Annotated in this window: 15 protein-coding genes; 11 read left to right on the forward strand and 4 right to left on the reverse strand. The window is 60.4% G+C overall.

All coding sequences use genetic code 11. From position 1 onward, the window contains the following. Positions 1–35: 35 nt before the first annotated feature. The 3 genes from trxA (at position 36) to E2F50_RS16410 (ending at position 1,992) form a co-directional block, all read left to right on the forward strand. A complete protein-coding gene (trxA, locus tag E2F50_RS16400) occupies positions 36–1,010 on the forward strand; it encodes a thioredoxin (protein WP_133317259.1) in 975 nt (324 codons plus the stop codon). 106 nt (positions 1,011–1,116) lie between these two features. Further along, positions 1,117–1,794 carry an LON peptidase substrate-binding domain-containing protein gene (locus tag E2F50_RS16405; protein ID WP_133317260.1) on the forward strand — a complete coding sequence of 226 codons (678 nt, stop codon included), beginning with the start codon at positions 1,117–1,119 and terminating at the stop codon, positions 1,792–1,794. A gap of 9 nt (positions 1,795–1,803) precedes the next feature. Continuing rightward, positions 1,804–1,992, forward strand: a complete 189-nt coding sequence (locus E2F50_RS16410) for a Trm112 family protein (RefSeq protein ID WP_133317261.1) — start codon at positions 1,804–1,806, stop codon at positions 1,990–1,992. Between the two features lie 17 nt (positions 1,993–2,009). On the opposite strand, the gene E2F50_RS16415 is transcribed toward E2F50_RS16410, so the two are convergent. Next, entirely contained in the window at positions 2,010–3,224 is a 1,215-nt protein-coding gene (locus E2F50_RS16415) for a ubiquinone biosynthesis hydroxylase (protein WP_133317262.1), read from the reverse strand. Between the two features lie 87 nt (positions 3,225–3,311). Between E2F50_RS16415 and tesB the strand changes: the two genes are divergently transcribed. From tesB to E2F50_RS16445, 6 genes are all read left to right on the forward strand, one after another. Further along, positions 3,312–4,196, forward strand: coding sequence for an acyl-CoA thioesterase II (tesB, locus tag E2F50_RS16420; RefSeq protein ID WP_133317263.1), 885 nt, complete (start codon positions 3,312–3,314; stop codon positions 4,194–4,196). Positions 4,197–4,406: 210 nt separating this feature from the next. Beyond that, the gene (locus E2F50_RS16425; protein WP_161974185.1) at positions 4,407–4,757 is read left to right on the forward strand and encodes a P-II family nitrogen regulator; all 351 of its coding nucleotides are present in this window, start codon (positions 4,407–4,409) and stop codon (positions 4,755–4,757) included. 28 nt (positions 4,758–4,785) lie between these two features. Continuing rightward, entirely contained in the window at positions 4,786–6,207 is a 1,422-nt protein-coding gene (locus tag E2F50_RS16430; RefSeq protein WP_133317265.1) for an ammonium transporter, read from the forward strand. Positions 6,208–6,448: 241 nt separating this feature from the next. Then, on the forward strand, positions 6,449–9,139 hold the full coding sequence (locus E2F50_RS16435; RefSeq protein WP_133317450.1) for an FtsK/SpoIIIE family DNA translocase: 2,691 nt from the start codon (positions 6,449–6,451) through the stop codon (positions 9,137–9,139). A gap of 73 nt (positions 9,140–9,212) precedes the next feature. Next, positions 9,213–9,860 (forward strand): outer membrane lipoprotein carrier protein LolA, encoded by a 648-nt coding sequence (locus E2F50_RS16440; protein WP_133317266.1) that lies wholly within the window; start codon positions 9,213–9,215, stop codon positions 9,858–9,860. A gap of 113 nt (positions 9,861–9,973) precedes the next feature. Beyond that, the gene (locus tag E2F50_RS16445) at positions 9,974–10,777 is read left to right on the forward strand and encodes an exodeoxyribonuclease III (protein ID WP_133317267.1); all 804 of its coding nucleotides are present in this window, start codon (positions 9,974–9,976) and stop codon (positions 10,775–10,777) included. Between the two features lie 9 nt (positions 10,778–10,786). On the opposite strand, the gene E2F50_RS16450 is transcribed toward E2F50_RS16445, so the two are convergent. Then, positions 10,787–11,242, reverse strand: coding sequence for a cyclic nucleotide-binding domain-containing protein (locus tag E2F50_RS16450; RefSeq protein ID WP_133317268.1), 456 nt, complete (start codon positions 11,240–11,242; stop codon positions 10,787–10,789). Positions 11,243–11,264: 22 nt separating this feature from the next. Then, positions 11,265–11,945, reverse strand: coding sequence for a response regulator transcription factor (locus E2F50_RS16455; protein ID WP_133317269.1), 681 nt, complete (start codon positions 11,943–11,945; stop codon positions 11,265–11,267). Positions 11,946–12,081: 136 nt separating this feature from the next. Between E2F50_RS16455 and E2F50_RS16460 the strand changes: the two genes are divergently transcribed. After that, positions 12,082–12,633: a L,D-transpeptidase family protein gene (locus E2F50_RS16460; RefSeq protein ID WP_133317270.1), complete on the forward strand. Its 552-nt coding sequence runs from the start codon at positions 12,082–12,084 to the stop codon at positions 12,631–12,633. A gap of 58 nt (positions 12,634–12,691) precedes the next feature. Here the strand turns inward: E2F50_RS16460 and leuC are convergent, their stop codons facing one another. After that, positions 12,692–14,113, reverse strand: coding sequence for a 3-isopropylmalate dehydratase large subunit (gene leuC / locus E2F50_RS16465; protein ID WP_133317271.1), 1,422 nt, complete (start codon positions 14,111–14,113; stop codon positions 12,692–12,694). A 315-nt stretch (positions 14,114–14,428) separates the two neighbouring features. Here leuC and ppk2 point away from each other — a divergent pair, with 315 nt between their 5' ends. After that, complete coding sequence (gene ppk2, locus E2F50_RS16475; protein WP_133317272.1) at positions 14,429–15,343, forward strand: polyphosphate kinase 2; 915 nt, start codon at positions 14,429–14,431, stop codon at positions 15,341–15,343. Positions 15,344–15,536 lie beyond the last annotated feature (193 nt).

Genomic DNA, 15,536 nt, shown 5'->3' on the forward strand with positions numbered 1-15,536 from the left:
AGCACAATAGAAGCAGGTTTCCGGGAGAACATCTCATGAGCGGCAGCGACAATCCCTATGGCGGCTCCTATGGCGGGCAGATGAGTGCTTCGGCCAGTTATAATGCGGCGCCGGCTGCTTCCGGTCCTGCCGGCGGTTATGTGTCGGACACGAGCACGGCGACTTTTCCCAAGGATGTTATCGAGGAGTCGCGGCGCCAGCCTGTCCTCGTCGATTTCTGGGCTCCCTGGTGTGGTCCATGCAAGCAACTGACACCCGTGCTGGAGAAGGTCGTCAACGAGAGCCAGGGGCGGGTGAAGCTCGTCAAGATGAATATCGATGACCACCCGTCCATTCCCGGCCAGCTCGGCATCCAGTCCATACCGGCCGTCATCGCCTTTCTCGATGGCCGGCCCGTGGATGGCTTCATGGGTGCCGTCCCGGAAAGCCAGATCCGCCAGTTCATCGACAAGGTCGCCGGTCCCGCTGGTGCCGACCAGGCAGCCGAGATCGAGGCGGTGCTTGGAGAGGCCGAAGCCCTTTTAAGCGACGGTGACATTCAGGGTGCAGCCCAGCTTTACGGCGCGGTGCTACAGGCGGATCCTGAGAATGCCAAGGCCGCGGCCGGCATGATACAGTGCCTGCTGGCCATGGGCGATACAGGCCGGGCCAGCCAGATGCTGGCCTCTCTGCCGGAAGATCTGGCCAAGGATCCGGCAGTGCAGGCCGTCGCCAAGAAGATCGAGCAGATCGAGGAGGCGGCAAAGCTGGGAGATCCGGCAGCCCTCGAGAGGCAGCTCGCCGCCAATCCGGACGATCACGACGCGCGTATGAAGCTCGCCAAGATCTTCAGCGTCCAGGGCAATCGCGACCAAGCGGCGGATCACCTGCTGACCATCATGCGCAAGGATAGAAGCTTCGATGACGATGGCGCGCGCCGCCAACTTATCGAATTCTTCGAGATTTGGGGACCCAAGGACCCGGCCACGATCGCGGCTCGCCGTCGCCTGTCGTCCATCCTCTTTTCGTAAAGCGGATCAGTTGTGAAGGTGGAACCTTGCGTTCCTTCGGCATCGCTCCACATTACCCGGTAACAAACAAAGTTGCCGGGAAAGTGGTCTGGGAGGTGTCGGCCCGATGCATGTGGGAAATGCGCGATATTTGAAGCGGGAAGATATTCCTGAAGCGGTGCCCATGTTTCCATTGACGGGTGCTCTGCTTCTTCCGGGCGGGCAATTGCCGCTGAATATTTTCGAGCCACGCTATCTTGCGCTGTTCGACACGGCTTTAGCAGGCGACAGGTTGATCGGCATCGTGCAGCCTTCGCTGATGCAGAGCGAGGAGGCGGCTCAAGGTCTTCGGCCTGCGCTTTCGTCAGTCGGCTGCATCGGACGGATCACCTCCTTCGCTGAAACCGGAGACGGACGCTATATTACCTCGATCAGCGGCGTTTGTCGGGTGAGGCTTCTGGAGGAAGTGGGGGGCGGTCATCCCTTTCGGACCTTCAAGATAGCGCCGCTGATGGTCGACCTGTCGGCGGATGACGATGAAGGCGCGGTCAACCGGGTCGAATTGCTGCGGGTCTTCCGTGCTTATCTTGATGCCAATAATCTGGAAGTAGATTGGGAAAGCATTGAGCGGGCCGGAAATCGGACGCTGGTCAATTCCCTGTCGATGATGTCGCCGTTCGGTCCGGCTGAAAAACAGGCGCTGCTGGAAGCGCCTGACCTGAAAACACGAGCCGATACCCTGATTGCAATCACTGAGATCCTGCTGGCTCGGGGGCCCAACGATACCGATACCATTCTTCAATAGGGGCAGATCATGGACGAGAGGTTGAGCAAGGTCGATCCGAAGCTGCTTGATCTGCTGGTCTGCCCTCTCACGAAGGGGCGCCTGTCTCTGAACCGCGAAACGAACGAGCTCGTCTCGCAGGGCGCCCACCTTGCTTATCCTATCCGTGATGGAATCCCGATCATGCTGGTGTCCGAGGCCCGCAAGATCGAGGATTAACGGCAGGTCTTCAAATTTCAGATCGCCTGGCCGGCCAGCAGTTTCGGACCTTCGCTATCCGTCTTTCCGGCAGCCTGGTCGATAAAGAAAGTCTTCAGCTTCGGCATGTGCTCAACCAGCCCAAGCCCGAGATCGCGGGCAATGCGCAAAGGCGTCAAGTCGTTGGAGAAGAGCCGGTTGAGGACATCGGTCGTCACCCCCATGCGGAACGTGTCGAAGCGCCGCCAGGACTGATAGCGCTCGAGTACATTGAGGCCGCCGATATCGAGCCCGAGCCGGTCTGCCTCGACGACGGTTTCGGCCAGAGCAGCGACATCCTTGAAGCCGAGATTGAGGCCTTGGCCTGAAATCGGGTGGATCCCGTGGGCTGCATCTCCGGCAAGGGCAAGACGTGGCGCGACAAAGGCGCGAGCCAGCGTCAGGCCGAGCGGAAAGGCGCGTTTGCTGCCGACCACCCGCAGCTCGCCGAGCTTGTGCCCGAACCTGCGCTGCAGTTCCTCCTCGAAGATCAGGTCGTCGGCTGCGACCAGCCGCTCTGCTTCGGCCGTCCGCTCCGTCCAGACGAGGGAAGACCGGTTGCCGGTCAGCGGCAGGATAGCAAAGGGACCGGAGGGAAGAAAATGCTCTTCCGCAACACCGTCGTGCGGGCGTTCATGCGCAACGGTCGTAACGATGCCGGACTGCCCGTAATTCCAGGTGACGGTGCGGATGCCTGCCATGTCGCGAAGTTTGGAGCGGACCCCGTCACAGGCCACTAGCAGGCGCGTTTCCAGAGTGGAGCCATCCTTGAGGGAGACCGTACAGTGGGTGCTGCCATTCCGGAAGCCCGTTGCGGACAGGCCGTGTCGGATGGGAATGCCTAGACGTTCGGCCACGCCGCGCAGGGCCCGTACCATGGCGACGTTCGGCACCATATGCGCAAATGGCCGGCCTTCTTCCATCTCTCCATCGAAGGTCAAGAAAACGGGTCGGACAGGATCCGAGGTGCGGCTGTCGGTGACGATCATCCGGTTGATCGGCTGCGCCTCCGGGGCAATCTCGTTCCAGGCGCCGAAAACCTCCAGCATGCGGCTTGCAGCGGCAATGATGGCGGATGCTCGCTCATCCTTTTCCCAAACACCGGCAGGTGCGGCCTCGATCACTTCGATGTCAAGATGCGGTGCAGCCTGTTTGACCGCGACGGCAGCAGCCAGCCCTACATATCCGCCACCTACAACCAGCATATCCAGCATTTGCCAAAGCTCCCGTAAGACTTGAGAATATCAGGTCATGCATATAGATCATCCCGCACTCGCTTCCTATCACCGGAGTCCGTCATAATGTCGCGCACGCCCGAATCTCTTACGCCCATGGAAGAATTGCTCGCGACGCTGGATCTGGAAAGGATAGAGGAAAACCTTTATCGCGGCGTCAGCCCGCAGGCGGGATGGCAGAGGGTCTTCGGCGGGCAGGTTGTGGCTCAGGCCCTGGTTGCAGCCCAGCGGACGGTGGCTTCAGACCGGCCTGTACATTCCCTGCACGCCTATTTCATGCGGCCTGGAGATCCTGCCGTCCCGATTCTTTATCAGGTGGAACGGATCCGCGACGGTGCAAGCTTCACGACCCGCAGGGTTGTGGCCGTCCAGCATGGCAAGGCGATATTTGCCATGTCGGCTTCCTTCCAGATCGAGGAGGAGGGCTATCGCCACCAGTTGCCGATGCCGGTGGTCACCATGCCCGAGCAACTGATGGGAGAGCAGCAGTTTCAGGAGACCTTCCTGAAAGAGGCTCCGGAGGCTGTGCGCCGCTACTGGGAGCGCAAGCGCCCGATCGAGGTACGGCCGACGTCGCTCGTTCATTATCTGACAAAGGAAAAACTCGAGCCCCGTCAGGATGTTTGGGTGCGTGCGCTCGGTGATGTACCAGCCGAACGCGGCATTCAGGCAGCTGTACTGGCCTATATCTCGGACATGACCCTGCTCGACGCATCGCTTTACCCGCACGGAACGTCCATTTTCGATCCATCCATTCAGGTTGCCAGCCTCGATCACGCCATGTGGTTCCATAGGCCGGTGAGCTTCGAGGACTGGCTCCTCTACACGCAGGACAGTCCCAGTGCCTCCGGTGCGCGCGGCATGACGCGCGGGAGCATTTATAGCCGGTCCGGGACACTGATCGCTTCCGTGGCTCAGGAAGGACTGATTCGCAAAAAGGCAGATGACTAAATCTTAAGCAAATTGCTAAATTTGCTTAAGATTTAGCCTTGCGGGAACCCGACGATTGCTGATTTTTTAGAGCATTTGCAAAAAATCTTTGTTTTTCAATGGCCTGATGGCTAATTTGAATCTGGCACGCCCTTTGAATGTAAGCCCTCAGTCGCTGCCATGATCAGTCAGCGATAAAGAGAGCCGGCTGCATGCCGAGACAACCAAAGGATGGGAAGCCAGATGAAAATCGTGATGGCCATTATCAAGCCGTTCAAGCTGGATGAGGTGCGCGAAGCCCTTACGGCTGTCGGCATCCAGGGCCTGACCGTCACCGAGGTAAAAGGTTACGGACGCCAGAAGGGACATACCGAAATCTATCGTGGCACGGAATACGCCGTTAGCTTTCTGCCGAAGCTGAAGGTCGAGATCGCGGTTCCGACCGACCTCGTCGAAAGGGCCGTCGATGCCATCGCATCGTCCGCAAAGACCGGCCAAATCGGTGATGGCAAGATCTTCGTCTATTCGATCGAACAGGCCGTGCGCATTCGTACCGGCGAAACCAACACTGAAGCGCTTTAAGCACGGCTGACAGGGGAGTATTTAAAAAATGCAATTCAACCGGATTTCCACTCTCGGACGCCTGGGTGCCGCTGCTGCGGCACTGCTGGCGCCCGTCGCTGCCTTTGCGCAGGATGCTGCCGCACCGGCGGCCGCTGCCGCTGCTCCCGCCATGACCATGGACAAGGGTGACAATACCTGGATGATGATCTCCACGGTCCTCGTTCTGTTCATGACCATTCCCGGCCTGGCCCTTTTTTACGGCGGTCTCGTGCGCGCCAAGAACATGCTCTCCGTGCTGATGCAGGTCTTCATGATCACCTCGGTCGTGATGATCATCTGGGTCACCTATGGTTATTCGCTGGCCTTTACCGACGGCGGTTCGCTCAACAGCTTCGTCGGCGGTCTGTCCAAGATGTTCCTGGCCGGCGTCGATACGACGACGCTTGCAGAAACCTTCACCAAGGGCGTGGCCATTCCCGAGCTAACCTTCGTCTGCTTCCAGATGACCTTCGCCTGCATCACGCCGGCCCTGATCGTGGGCGCCTTTGCCGAGCGCATCAAGTTCTCTGCCGTCATGCTCTTCGTTGTCTTGTGGGTGACCTTCGTTTATTTCCCGATGGCTCACATGGTCTGGTTCTGGGGCGGCCCGAGCGCCTATGACGGCCCGACCGGCCTGATCTTCTCCTATGGCGCCATCGACTTTGCCGGCGGCACAGTGGTTCACATCAACGCTGGTATCGCCGGTCTCGTCGGCGCCATCATGCTTGGCAAGCGCACCGGCTACAAGAAGGACATCATGGCTCCGCATTCGATGACGCTGACCATGGTCGGCGCCTCCATGCTGTGGGTCGGCTGGTTCGGCTTCAATGCCGGTTCCAACCTCGAAGCCAATGCCTATGCGTCGCTGGCGATGATCAACACCTTTGTCGCCACGGCTGCTGCCGCTGTCGCATGGTGCATCGTCGAAACCTTCTCGCGCGGCAAGGCTTCCATGCTCGGCGCAGCTTCGGGTGCCGTTGCCGGCCTCGTTGCCGTCACACCGGCTGCCGGCTTTGCCGGTCCGATGGGCTCCATCGTTCTCGGCCTCATCGTGTCGCCGGTTTGCTACTTCTTCGTCGATGTCGTGAAGAACAAGTTCAACTACGACGACTCGCTGGATGTCTTCGGCATCCATTGCGTCGGCGGCATCATCGGCGCCATCGGCACCGGCATCCTCGTCAACCCGGCCCTCGGCGGTGCGGGCATCGTGGATTACTCCACGCCTGACTTCGCTGCTTCCTATGCCGGAACGGCGACCCAGGTCTGGGCACAGCTGAAAGGCGTTCTGACCACCATCGTATGGTCGGGCATTGGTTCGGCGATCCTCTACAAGATCGTCGACCTGATCGTCGGTCTGCGCGTCACGGTTGAAGCGGAGCGCGAGGGTCTTGACCTGTCGACCCATGGCGAAGCCGCCTATCACTCCTGATCGGTGAAACGGCAGCGGTCTTGGTCGCTGCCGTCAATCCCTGAGACCACAGTCTTCAACAGGCTGCCGAAGCCCCGGATATCCGTCCGGGGCTTTTTTGTTCTTGCGGCGGTGCCAGCCGATCTCGTGGTTAAAGAGACATTAACCATCCAGACGTACCTTTCAATGCGAGTGCGTGCAGCGACCGGCGGTTGCCGATTCGCGCGAGGAAGTTGCGTTTCAAGAACAGCGGGCAGACATGATGGGCAGAAGCAGTTCAGCGGTAATGGCAAATCACTCCGCCCGCTCGGTCCTGACGGCCTTCGTCTGGCGGCAGGCTCTCGCGCTGGCCGGCTTCGCCACCTTCGTGGCACTGGCCCTCGCCGTTGCGGCTCTGGCCACTTGGAACGTCGCAGATCCAAGCTTCTCCTACGCCACCGATAATCCGCCCAGCAATATTTTCGGCTATTCCGGCGCGATATTTGCCGACCTGGTCATGCAGTTTCTTGGCCTGGCCAGCATTTTCGCGCTTCTGCCCGTTCTGGCACTGGCGCTGGCGCTGATTTCCGGACGCCGCTATGACCGCATCCCGGCGCGGCTCGCGGCCTGGGGCGGCGGCACGCTGCTTGCGACCGCGACCCTCGGATGCTTTCCCGCGCCACATACGTGGCCCATTCCAAACGGCATCGGTGGCGTCATCGGCGACATGATCCTACGCTTCCCGGCACTTTTCGTCGGCGCCTATCCTACCGGCATGGTGGCCATGGTGCTCGGCTGCATCTTCACCGTGCCCTGCATCTGGCTCATGCTGTTTGCCTCAGGACTTGTCGGCGAGGCTTTCGAGGAGGCGGAAGACGACGAAAAGCCGATTGCCGCCGCAAAGCCTCGGTCGATGCGCGGAGCCGACGAGGAAGACGAAGATGACGGTTTTGGCGGCTTCCTGGCCTTTGGCGCACTGGCGCACTACTGGTATATCACCCAGGCCCGTCTGCGCCGCCTGGCTGGCATCAAGCCGCGCGCAAGGCTTGGTTTCGACCAGCCTTATGACTTCAACGACGACGAATTCGGCACCTTGAACGAGCCGGTCCGCGCCAAGGCGGCTCCCGCCCAGGCCGGCCGTCGCCTGGAGCCGTCGCTGGATGGTGGCGCCGAGCGCGTCGCCTCGTCGCGGCGGGTTGTGGCTGCACCGCCCATGTCCGCCGATGGCGATAACTTCGATGACGATCCGCCTTTCGATATGGATGGCATGCCCCCGCGCCCCGTCGGCATATTGCCGGACGAGGATGAGGATGATGCGCCCTTCATCACGTCGCGTGCGCCGCAGCCGGCCAATGGCGGGCGCAGCCAGCCCCGAGTCGTGCCGTCAGCGGCACCGCCCAAGCCAAGTGACCGTGTTGCTCGCGATGCCCAGTCCTCCTTCATCAGGCCGGACGGCTTCCAGCTTCCTTCGGTCCATCTGCTGGCAGAGCCAAAGGCTGTTGCCCGCGACGCGTCGCTGTCGGCCGATGCGCTGGAACAGAATGCCCGCATGCTGGAAGGCGTGCTGGAAGATTTCGGCGTCAAGGGCGAGATCATCCATGTCCGCCCCGGCCCAGTCGTCACGCTTTACGAACTGGAGCCGGCGCCCGGCATCAAGTCGTCGCGCGTCATCGGACTTGCCGACGATATCGCCCGCTCCATGAGCGCCATTGCGGCGCGTGTGGCCGTCGTCCCAGGCCGCAATGCGATCGGCATCGAACTGCCCAACCGCATCCGTGAAACCGTTTATTTGCGCGAAATGATCGGCTCGAAGGATTTCGAGGGCAGCAAGGCCAAACTCGCCATGGCGCTCGGCAAGACGATCGGCGGTGAGCCTGTGGTTGCCGACCTCGCCAAGATGCCGCATCTGCTCGTCGCCGGTACCACCGGTTCGGGTAAGTCGGTCGCCATCAACACGATGATCCTGTCGCTTCTCTACCGCTACACGCCGGAAAAGTGCCGCTTGATCATGATCGATCCGAAAATGCTCGAACTTTCCGTCTATGACGGCATTCCGCATCTGCTGTCCCCGGTCGTCACCGACCCGAAGAAGGCTGTCGTGGCGCTGAAATGGACCGTCCGGGAGATGGAAGAGCGCTACAAGAAGATGTCGAAGATCGGCGTGCGCAATATCGACGGCTTCAACAGCCGCGTCGAGCAGGCGATCGAAAAGGGAGAAATCCTCACCCGCACGGTGCAGACCGGCTTTGACCGGCAGACAGGCGAGGCGGTCTACGAGACGGAGGAATTCGATCTCCAGCCCATTCCGTATATCGTCGTCATCATCGACGAAATGGCCGACCTGATGATGGTCGCCGGCAAGGACATCGAAGGCGCCGTGCAGCGCCTGGCGCAGATGGCCCGTGCCGCTGGCATCCATGTGATCATGGCGACGCAGCGTCCGTCGGTGGACGTCATTACCGGTACGATCAAGGCGAACTTCCCGACCCGCATTTCCTTCCAGGTGACGTCGAAGATCGACAGTCGCACCATCTTAGGCGAACAGGGCGCCGAGCAGCTGCTCGGCCAGGGCGACATGCTCTACATGGCCGGTGGCGGACGCATCCAGCGCGTTCATGGCCCCTTCGTGTCCGATATCGAGGTCGAGGAGATCGTCGCCTACTTGAAAACTCAAGGCTCGCCCCAATATCTCGAAGCAATCACGGCCGATGAGGACGAGGATGGCGATGGGACCGGTCCGGCCGGCACCGTCAACCTGTCGGAGTCGGACGATCCTTACGATCAGGCGGTGGCGATCGTGCTGCGGGATGGCAAGGCTTCCACGTCCTACGTCCAGCGTCGTCTCGGCATCGGCTACAATCGGGCCGCTTCGCTTATCGAGCGGATGGAGAAGGAAGGGTTGATCGGGCCGGCAAACCACGCCGGCAAGCGCGAGATCCTGGTGCCGACCGAGGCGGATGTCCTCGACCGGTAAGGCTTTCGTGAAGTGCGCAGGCGGCCATGAAGACGCCGCCTTTGCCGGGAAGGAAGCAAGGAAGGAGACAAGAATGAACAACGAGAAATCCACTCTTTCCGGCGCTGTTGGCCGCAGGCAGTTTTCCCTGGGAATGGCCGGCCTGGCAGCCATGGCATTCACGCCAAGCTTTGCTCTGGGACAGGCGGCGGGTTCCGCCGCTGCGCAGAAGATCGCCGACCATTTTTCGTCGGTGAAGAGCATGATGGGCGAGTTCGTCCAATTTGGCCCGCGTGGCGAACAGACCGGCGGCAAGTTCTATATCGAGCGCCCCGGCAAGCTGCGCTTCAACTTCGAGGATCCGTCGCCGATCCGCGTCATTGCCGACGGCAAGAATGTTGCGATCGGCAATATGAAGCTGAAGACCTGGGATCTTTACCCGCTGTCCAAAACGCCGCTCAGCCTTCTGCTCGCCGACAAGATCGATCTCGGCAACCAGATGGTCCGCGACGTCAAGGAGGAGAGCGATCTGACCACGATCGTGCTCGGCAACAAGAGCGTCTTTGGGGATTCGACCATCACCATGATGTTCGACTCCAAGACCTATGATCTGCGCCAGTGGACGATCACCGACGCGCAGAACAAGGACACGTCGGTGATGATCTACAACGTCCAGAACGGCGTCAACCTGGACAACAAGGTCTTCAACGTGCCTTACGAGGAAATTCGCAAGCCCGGCTGAGCCCCCGCGAAGGATTGTATGACACTCAAAGGCTGTGCATCTGTGCAGCCTTTTTCGCTTCTCAGGGCGCGGCAAATTTCCTAAACCCTCGGCTACGAAGTCCGAGGTAAATCATGACATTTTCCGTTACCACCTGGAACATAAACTCCGTGCGGCTGCGCATGCCGATCGTCGAGCAGTTCCTGGTCCGCCACAAGCCGGATATTCTTTGCCTGCAGGAGATCAAGTGCCAGGAGCACGAGTTCCCGCTGCAGCCGCTGAAGGATCTTGGCTATCAGCACATTATCATCCACGGCCAGAAGGGTTATCACGGCGTCGCCATAGCCTCGAAGGTGCCGCTCACCGAAGATCATCGCCAGAACTATTGCGGCGTCGGTGATGCACGGCATATTTCGGCGATCTTCGAGCGCGGTTCGCGGCGCATTCGGCTCCACAATTTCTATGTGCCGGCCGGCGGCGATGAGCCCAATCGCGAGATCAATCCGAAATTCGGCCATAAGCTGGATTTCATCGAGGAGATGAAGGGGCTGAAGGCGGATCCCATGCCCGGCATTTCATCCATCCTCGTCGGTGATCTCAATATCGCGCCCTTGGAGCACGATGTCTGGTCCCACAAGCAGATGCTGAAGATCATTAGCCACACGCCGGTGGAAACGGAAGGCATGATGGAGATCATCCGCAAAGGCGGCTGGCTGGACCTGATGCGCCATCACGTGCCCGAGCCGCAGAAGCTTTATACCTGGTGGAGCTATCGCGCCAAGGACTGGCAGGCGGCCGACAGGGGCCGGCGGCTCGATCATATCTGGTCGTCGCCCGATCTAGGTCCTTTCCTCGATCGCGTCGATATCCTGAAAGAGGCTCGCGGCTGGAACCAACCGTCGGATCACGTCCCGGTGACGGCTGTCTTCAAGATATGAGGGGCTGGCTCAGGTGAAACGATGCTGCATGGCCGCCGCCGCCTTGGCAAGGCCTGCAATATTGTCGCGTATCCGGCTCTCGATGATCCGCCCCACCTGAGGATATTCCTCCAGCAGGCGCTGGAAGAGCGAGCGGCTGATCTTCAGAGCCTCCGAATCCTCGGTAGCGATTGCCGTGAACTTGCGCTCCACCATGGTCACGAGAGCCAGTTCCGACAACAGCGTTCCCGGGCCGACCGCCTTCTCGAGCTGGACCTGCCCGTCACGACCGGTGGCGTAAAGATCGAACCGACCTTTGGCAATAACGAAGGCGGATTCAGCCGGGGACCTTTCCCGGAAGAGCTCCTGGCCGCTGGCGACAGTGCGGCGCTCGGCGCCGAACGCGACGAGACGCAACTGGTCGCCCTCCAGCTCCCGAAAAAGCGGTACCTGCGACAAAAGCCGGATGTCGTCGTTGAGCGCCATGAGCCTGACTTGAGGTTTCGACCTAGGGTACGATCTTGTAGCCGCCGTTTTCCGTAACCAGGATCTCGGCGCTCGAAGGATCGCGCTCGATCTTTTGACGAAGACGATAAACGTGGGTTTCCAGCGTATGGGTCGTCACGCCGGAATTATAGCCCCAGACTTCTTCCAGCAGCACGTCGCGGGTCACCACCTTCTGGCCGGCGCGATAAAGGTAGCGGATGATCGCCGCTTCCTTTTCCGTCAGGCGGATCTTCTTGCCGTCGTCGGTTGTCAGCAGCTTCTGACTCGGCTTGAAGATGTAAGGGCCGACCGTGAAGGTCGCATCCTCGCTTTGCTCGAACTGGCGAAGTTGCGCGCGGATGCGAGCCAGAAGCACGGCGAAACGGAACGGCTTTGTCACATAGTCGTTGGCGCCTGCTTCGAGACCCAGCACCGTGTCGGCATCGGTATCGTGACCCGTCAGCATGATGATCGGCGCCTTGAAGCCGTTCTTGCGCAGGACCTTGACCGCTTCGCGGCCATCCATGTCCGGCAGGCCCACATCCATGATCAGAAGGTCGACCTGGGCCGTTTTGGTCGTCTGTAGCGCCTTGGCGGCATTCGGCTCCTGGAGGATGGAGAACTCGTCATAGAACAGCAACTGTTCCACCAGCGTCTCGCGCAGGTCGTCGTCGTCGTCCACCAGCAGTATCGTCCGCGCCATACAGTCCTTGCCTTTCTTGTTGGCTGTTCCCAAACCGGAACAATGCGCCTTCCGGCGCACCAGGGCCTTCGATGTAAGTCTCAACGTGCTATGAATTCAAACGAAATCATATTCAAAGCAAAAACATGTGAGGGAAATGCAGCGCTTTCACGATGAACGGCCCAGGAAATCGAAAGTTGTGACCGTCAGAACCGCACCGTGCGATCGTAGCCGGGCGATCGTCAGCTTCGGCGGCATCACTCTACGCGCCGCATTGGGCAGATCGGGTACATCTGCATCGAAACGGGAAGGGGATGGAGCGACGCCGGTCGCCTCCATGCGGCTGCTCTACGGTTTCACCCGCGGCGAGCGGGTGCGGCTGCCGCCGACATCTCTGCCGATCAAGCGCATCGCCAAGAAGATGCTGTGGTGCGATCAGCCGGAACATCCGGCTTACAACAGGCTGGTGCAGGCACCGTTTCAGCCCAGCCACGAGGAGATGATGCGCTCCGATGGGCTCTACGATATCTGCCTCGTACTCGACTGGAACATCACCTCGCGCAAACGTTATGGCGGGTCGGCGATCTTCTTCCACCTTGCCAAGCCCGGTTATGAGCCAACCGCCGGGTGTGTCGCCGTCAGCCTGCGGGACATGAAGCGGCTGCTGCCGTTTTTCCGCAAGGGAACGGTGGTGAAAGTCCTGAAATGAGCGGAAAAAGATGCCCGGCGCTTTGGCCGGGCATCTGGATCGGTTCATCGCCCTTCGTCTACTTCCACTCGCGGATGTCGACGAAATGGCCGGCGACGGCGGCAGCGGCGGCCATGGCTGGGGAGACCAGATGGGTGCGGCCCTTGTAGCCCTGGCGTCCCTCGAAATTGCGGTTGGACGTGGAAGCGCAGCGCTCGCCCGGCTTCAGCCGGTCGTCGTTCATCGCCAGGCACATGGAGCAGCCCGGCTCACGCCATTCGAAGCCGGCTTCCTTGAAGATCTTGTCCAGGCCTTCGGCTTCCGCCTGTTCCTTGACGATACCCGAGCCCGGCACGATCATCGCCGAAACGGTCGGAGCGACGGTGCGGCCTTCGACGACCTTGGCGGCAGCCCGCAGATCCTCGATCCGGCCATTGGTGCAGGACCCGATGAAGACGCGGTCGACGGCAATGTCGGTGATCCTGGTGCCCGGCTTCAGGCCCATGTAATCGAGAGCGCGCCATTTCGACGTGCGCTTGTTCTCGTCCTGGATCTCGTCGGGATTGGGAACGACGCCTTCAACCGAAATGACGTCTTCCGGCGAAGAGCCCCAGGAAACGATCGGCGGCAGATTGGCGGCATCGAGCACCACGACCTTGTCGTAATGGGCACCTTCGTCCGTGTGCAGGGTCTTCCAGTAGTCGAGCGCCATATCCCAGGCCGCACCCTTCGGCGCGCGCGGCTTGTCCTTGATATAGGCGAAGGTCGTCTCGTCGGGGGCAATCAGCCCGGCGCGGGCGCCGCCTTCGATCGTCATGTTGCAGACCGTCATGCGGCCTTCCATCGACAGCGAACGGATCGCTTCTCCGGCGAATTCGATGACGTGGCCTGTGCCGCCGGCCGTGCCGATCTCACCGATAATGGCAAGGATGATATCCTTGGCGGTGACGCCTGGCGGCAACTGGCCGTCGACGCGCACCAGCATGTTCTTGGCCTTCTTCTGCACCAGCGTCTGCGTCGCCAGCACATGTTCGACTTCCGACGTGCCGATACCATGCGCCAGAGCGCCGAATGCGCCATGCGTCGAGGTATGGCTGTCACCGCAGACGATCGTCATGCCCGGCAGGGTGAAGCCCTGTTCGGGACCGACGATATGCACGATGCCCTGACGGACGTCCTTTTCGGAATAATATTCAACGCCGAAGTCATGGGCGTTCTGGGCGAGCGCCTCGACCTGGATGCGGCTCTCCTCGTTCTTGATGCCTTCGTGCCGGTCGGCGGTGGTCGGCACGTTATGGTCGACGACCGCGAGCGTCTTTTGCGGTGCACGAACCTTGCGGCCGGCAATCCGCAGGCCTTCAAATGCCTGGGGGCTCGTCACTTCGTGAACCAGGTGGCGGTCGATGTAGAGCAGACAGGTGTTGTTTTCGTCGGTTGAAACGACGTGGTCGTCCCAGATCTTGTCGTACAGGGTACGAGGGGCGGAATTCTGTGCGCTCATGGCTGCTATCCGTAAAGCTGGTATGGAATGGGGATGTATGTGGAGGTAGGTTCAGGCCGCAGAAGCGGACCTTGCTCAGCTAAGTCGGTCGCAAAGCGCCCCGGATACGCGCGCAAAGAAGCGTGCCGGCAGACGCTTGTGGTCCTGCAGCACGATAATGCGGTTTGCGAGGCATCCGAATTTCGATCCCATAGACGGGTATATAGCAGATCCTGCTGAAATGGGCAATCGGTTCTGCCTCGGTGCTGTCGCCATCCTGTCATAAAGCCTTTGCGCAAACATGCTTGATCTCTTTCCTGCAAACGAGGGATTACGATGTCTGAACCGATCCAAGACCAGCTCAGCCGCATCAAGGACGAAATCGCCGACAGTTTCGACGAGGAGTTGGAACTGCAGATGGAGGAGGACCGGCTGGACGATATGATCTCCGAAGGCATGTCCGAGCCGGCTCAAGCAGGCATCGACCGCAAGCTCTATTTCCGCGAGCTGTTCCGGCTGCAGCACGAACTCGTGCGCCTGCAGGACTGGGTGCAGTACAAGAAACTCAAGGTGGTCATTCTTTTCGAAGGCCGCGATTCGGCCGGCAAGGGCGGCGCCATCAAGCGCGTGACCCAGCGTCTCAACCCGCGCGTCGCGCGCGTGGTGGCGCTTCCGGCACCCACCGAGCGCGAGCAGAATCAATGGTATTTCCAGCGTTACGTGCCGCATCTGCCAGCGGCCGGCGAAATGGTAATGTTCGACCGGTCCTGGTACAACCGGGCCGGCGTGGAAAGGGTTATGGGCTTCTGCACGCCTCAGCAGGTGGAGGAATTCTTCCGGGACGTGCCGGAGTTCGAACGCATGCTGGTCCGCTCCGGGATCATCCTGCTCAAATACTGGTTCTCCATCACCGACGACGAGCAGGAGTTCCGATTCAAGATGCGCATCCATGATCCGCTGAAGCAGTGGAAGCTTTCGCCCATGGATCTCGAAAGCCGCGTGCATTGGGAAGACTATACCCGTGCCAAGGAAGAAATGCTGGATCGCACCCACATTCCGGAAGCGCCGTGGTGGGTTGTGCAGGCCGTGGACAAGAAGAAGGCGCGGCTGAACATGATCGCCCATCTCCTGGGGCAGATCCCTTACGAGACGGTACCGAAGGACCCGGTCGTGCTGCCGGAACGCGTGCGCCATGACGATTACATTCGCAATCCGGTGCCGGCGGAAATGTACGTGCCGGAAGTCTACTAGCGGGAGCAATGTGAGGCGGGCGAGGGCAGTGAGGCGCGGTTTGTGCGTCGCGCGGCCCGCAGTCTCGACCGTGCCTTTCGGCCGTCCAGCCTCGCCCGTTTAACTCGGTCGTACGAGTTGAGGCAGGCACGACCTGTTTATCTCCCGTCCCTCTACTTGCCTCCGTCGGCTAAAAACCTAATTCCGGCTTATG

This window comes from Rhizobium deserti, assembly GCF_004358025.1.
GTDB lineage: Bacteria > Pseudomonadota > Alphaproteobacteria > Rhizobiales > Rhizobiaceae > Neorhizobium > Neorhizobium deserti.

Excerpts from the sequence above, each read along its gene's own strand:
- E2F50_RS16445 (WP_133317267.1), top strand. The coding sequence starts at position 9,974 with ATGACATTTTCCGTTACCACCTGGAACATAAACTCCGTGCGGCTGCGC.
- E2F50_RS16410 (WP_133317261.1), top strand. The coding sequence starts at position 1,804 with ATGGACGAGAGGTTGAGCAAGGTCGATCCGAAGCTGCTTGATCTGCTG.
- tesB (WP_133317263.1), top strand. The coding sequence starts at position 3,312 with ATGTCGCGCACGCCCGAATCTCTTACGCCCATGGAAGAATTGCTCGCG.
- E2F50_RS16440 (WP_133317266.1), top strand. The coding sequence starts at position 9,213 with ATGAACAACGAGAAATCCACTCTTTCCGGCGCTGTTGGCCGCAGGCAG.
- E2F50_RS16435 (WP_133317450.1), top strand. The coding sequence starts at position 6,449 with ATGGGCAGAAGCAGTTCAGCGGTAATGGCAAATCACTCCGCCCGCTCG.
- E2F50_RS16405 (WP_133317260.1), top strand. The coding sequence starts at position 1,117 with ATGCATGTGGGAAATGCGCGATATTTGAAGCGGGAAGATATTCCTGAA.
- E2F50_RS16425 (WP_161974185.1), top strand. The coding sequence starts at position 4,407 with ATGGGAAGCCAGATGAAAATCGTGATGGCCATTATCAAGCCGTTCAAG.
- E2F50_RS16415 (WP_133317262.1), bottom strand. The coding sequence starts at position 3,224 with ATGCTGGATATGCTGGTTGTAGGTGGCGGATATGTAGGGCTGGCTGCT.
- E2F50_RS16430 (WP_133317265.1), top strand. The coding sequence starts at position 4,786 with ATGCAATTCAACCGGATTTCCACTCTCGGACGCCTGGGTGCCGCTGCT.
- leuC (WP_133317271.1), bottom strand. The coding sequence starts at position 14,113 with ATGAGCGCACAGAATTCCGCCCCTCGTACCCTGTACGACAAGATCTGG.
- E2F50_RS16460 (WP_133317270.1), top strand. The coding sequence starts at position 12,082 with ATGCAGCGCTTTCACGATGAACGGCCCAGGAAATCGAAAGTTGTGACC.
- trxA (WP_133317259.1), top strand. The coding sequence starts at position 36 with ATGAGCGGCAGCGACAATCCCTATGGCGGCTCCTATGGCGGGCAGATG.
- E2F50_RS16450 (WP_133317268.1), bottom strand. The coding sequence starts at position 11,242 with ATGGCGCTCAACGACGACATCCGGCTTTTGTCGCAGGTACCGCTTTTT.
- ppk2 (WP_133317272.1), top strand. The coding sequence starts at position 14,429 with ATGTCTGAACCGATCCAAGACCAGCTCAGCCGCATCAAGGACGAAATC.
- E2F50_RS16455 (WP_133317269.1), bottom strand. The coding sequence starts at position 11,945 with ATGGCGCGGACGATACTGCTGGTGGACGACGACGACGACCTGCGCGAG.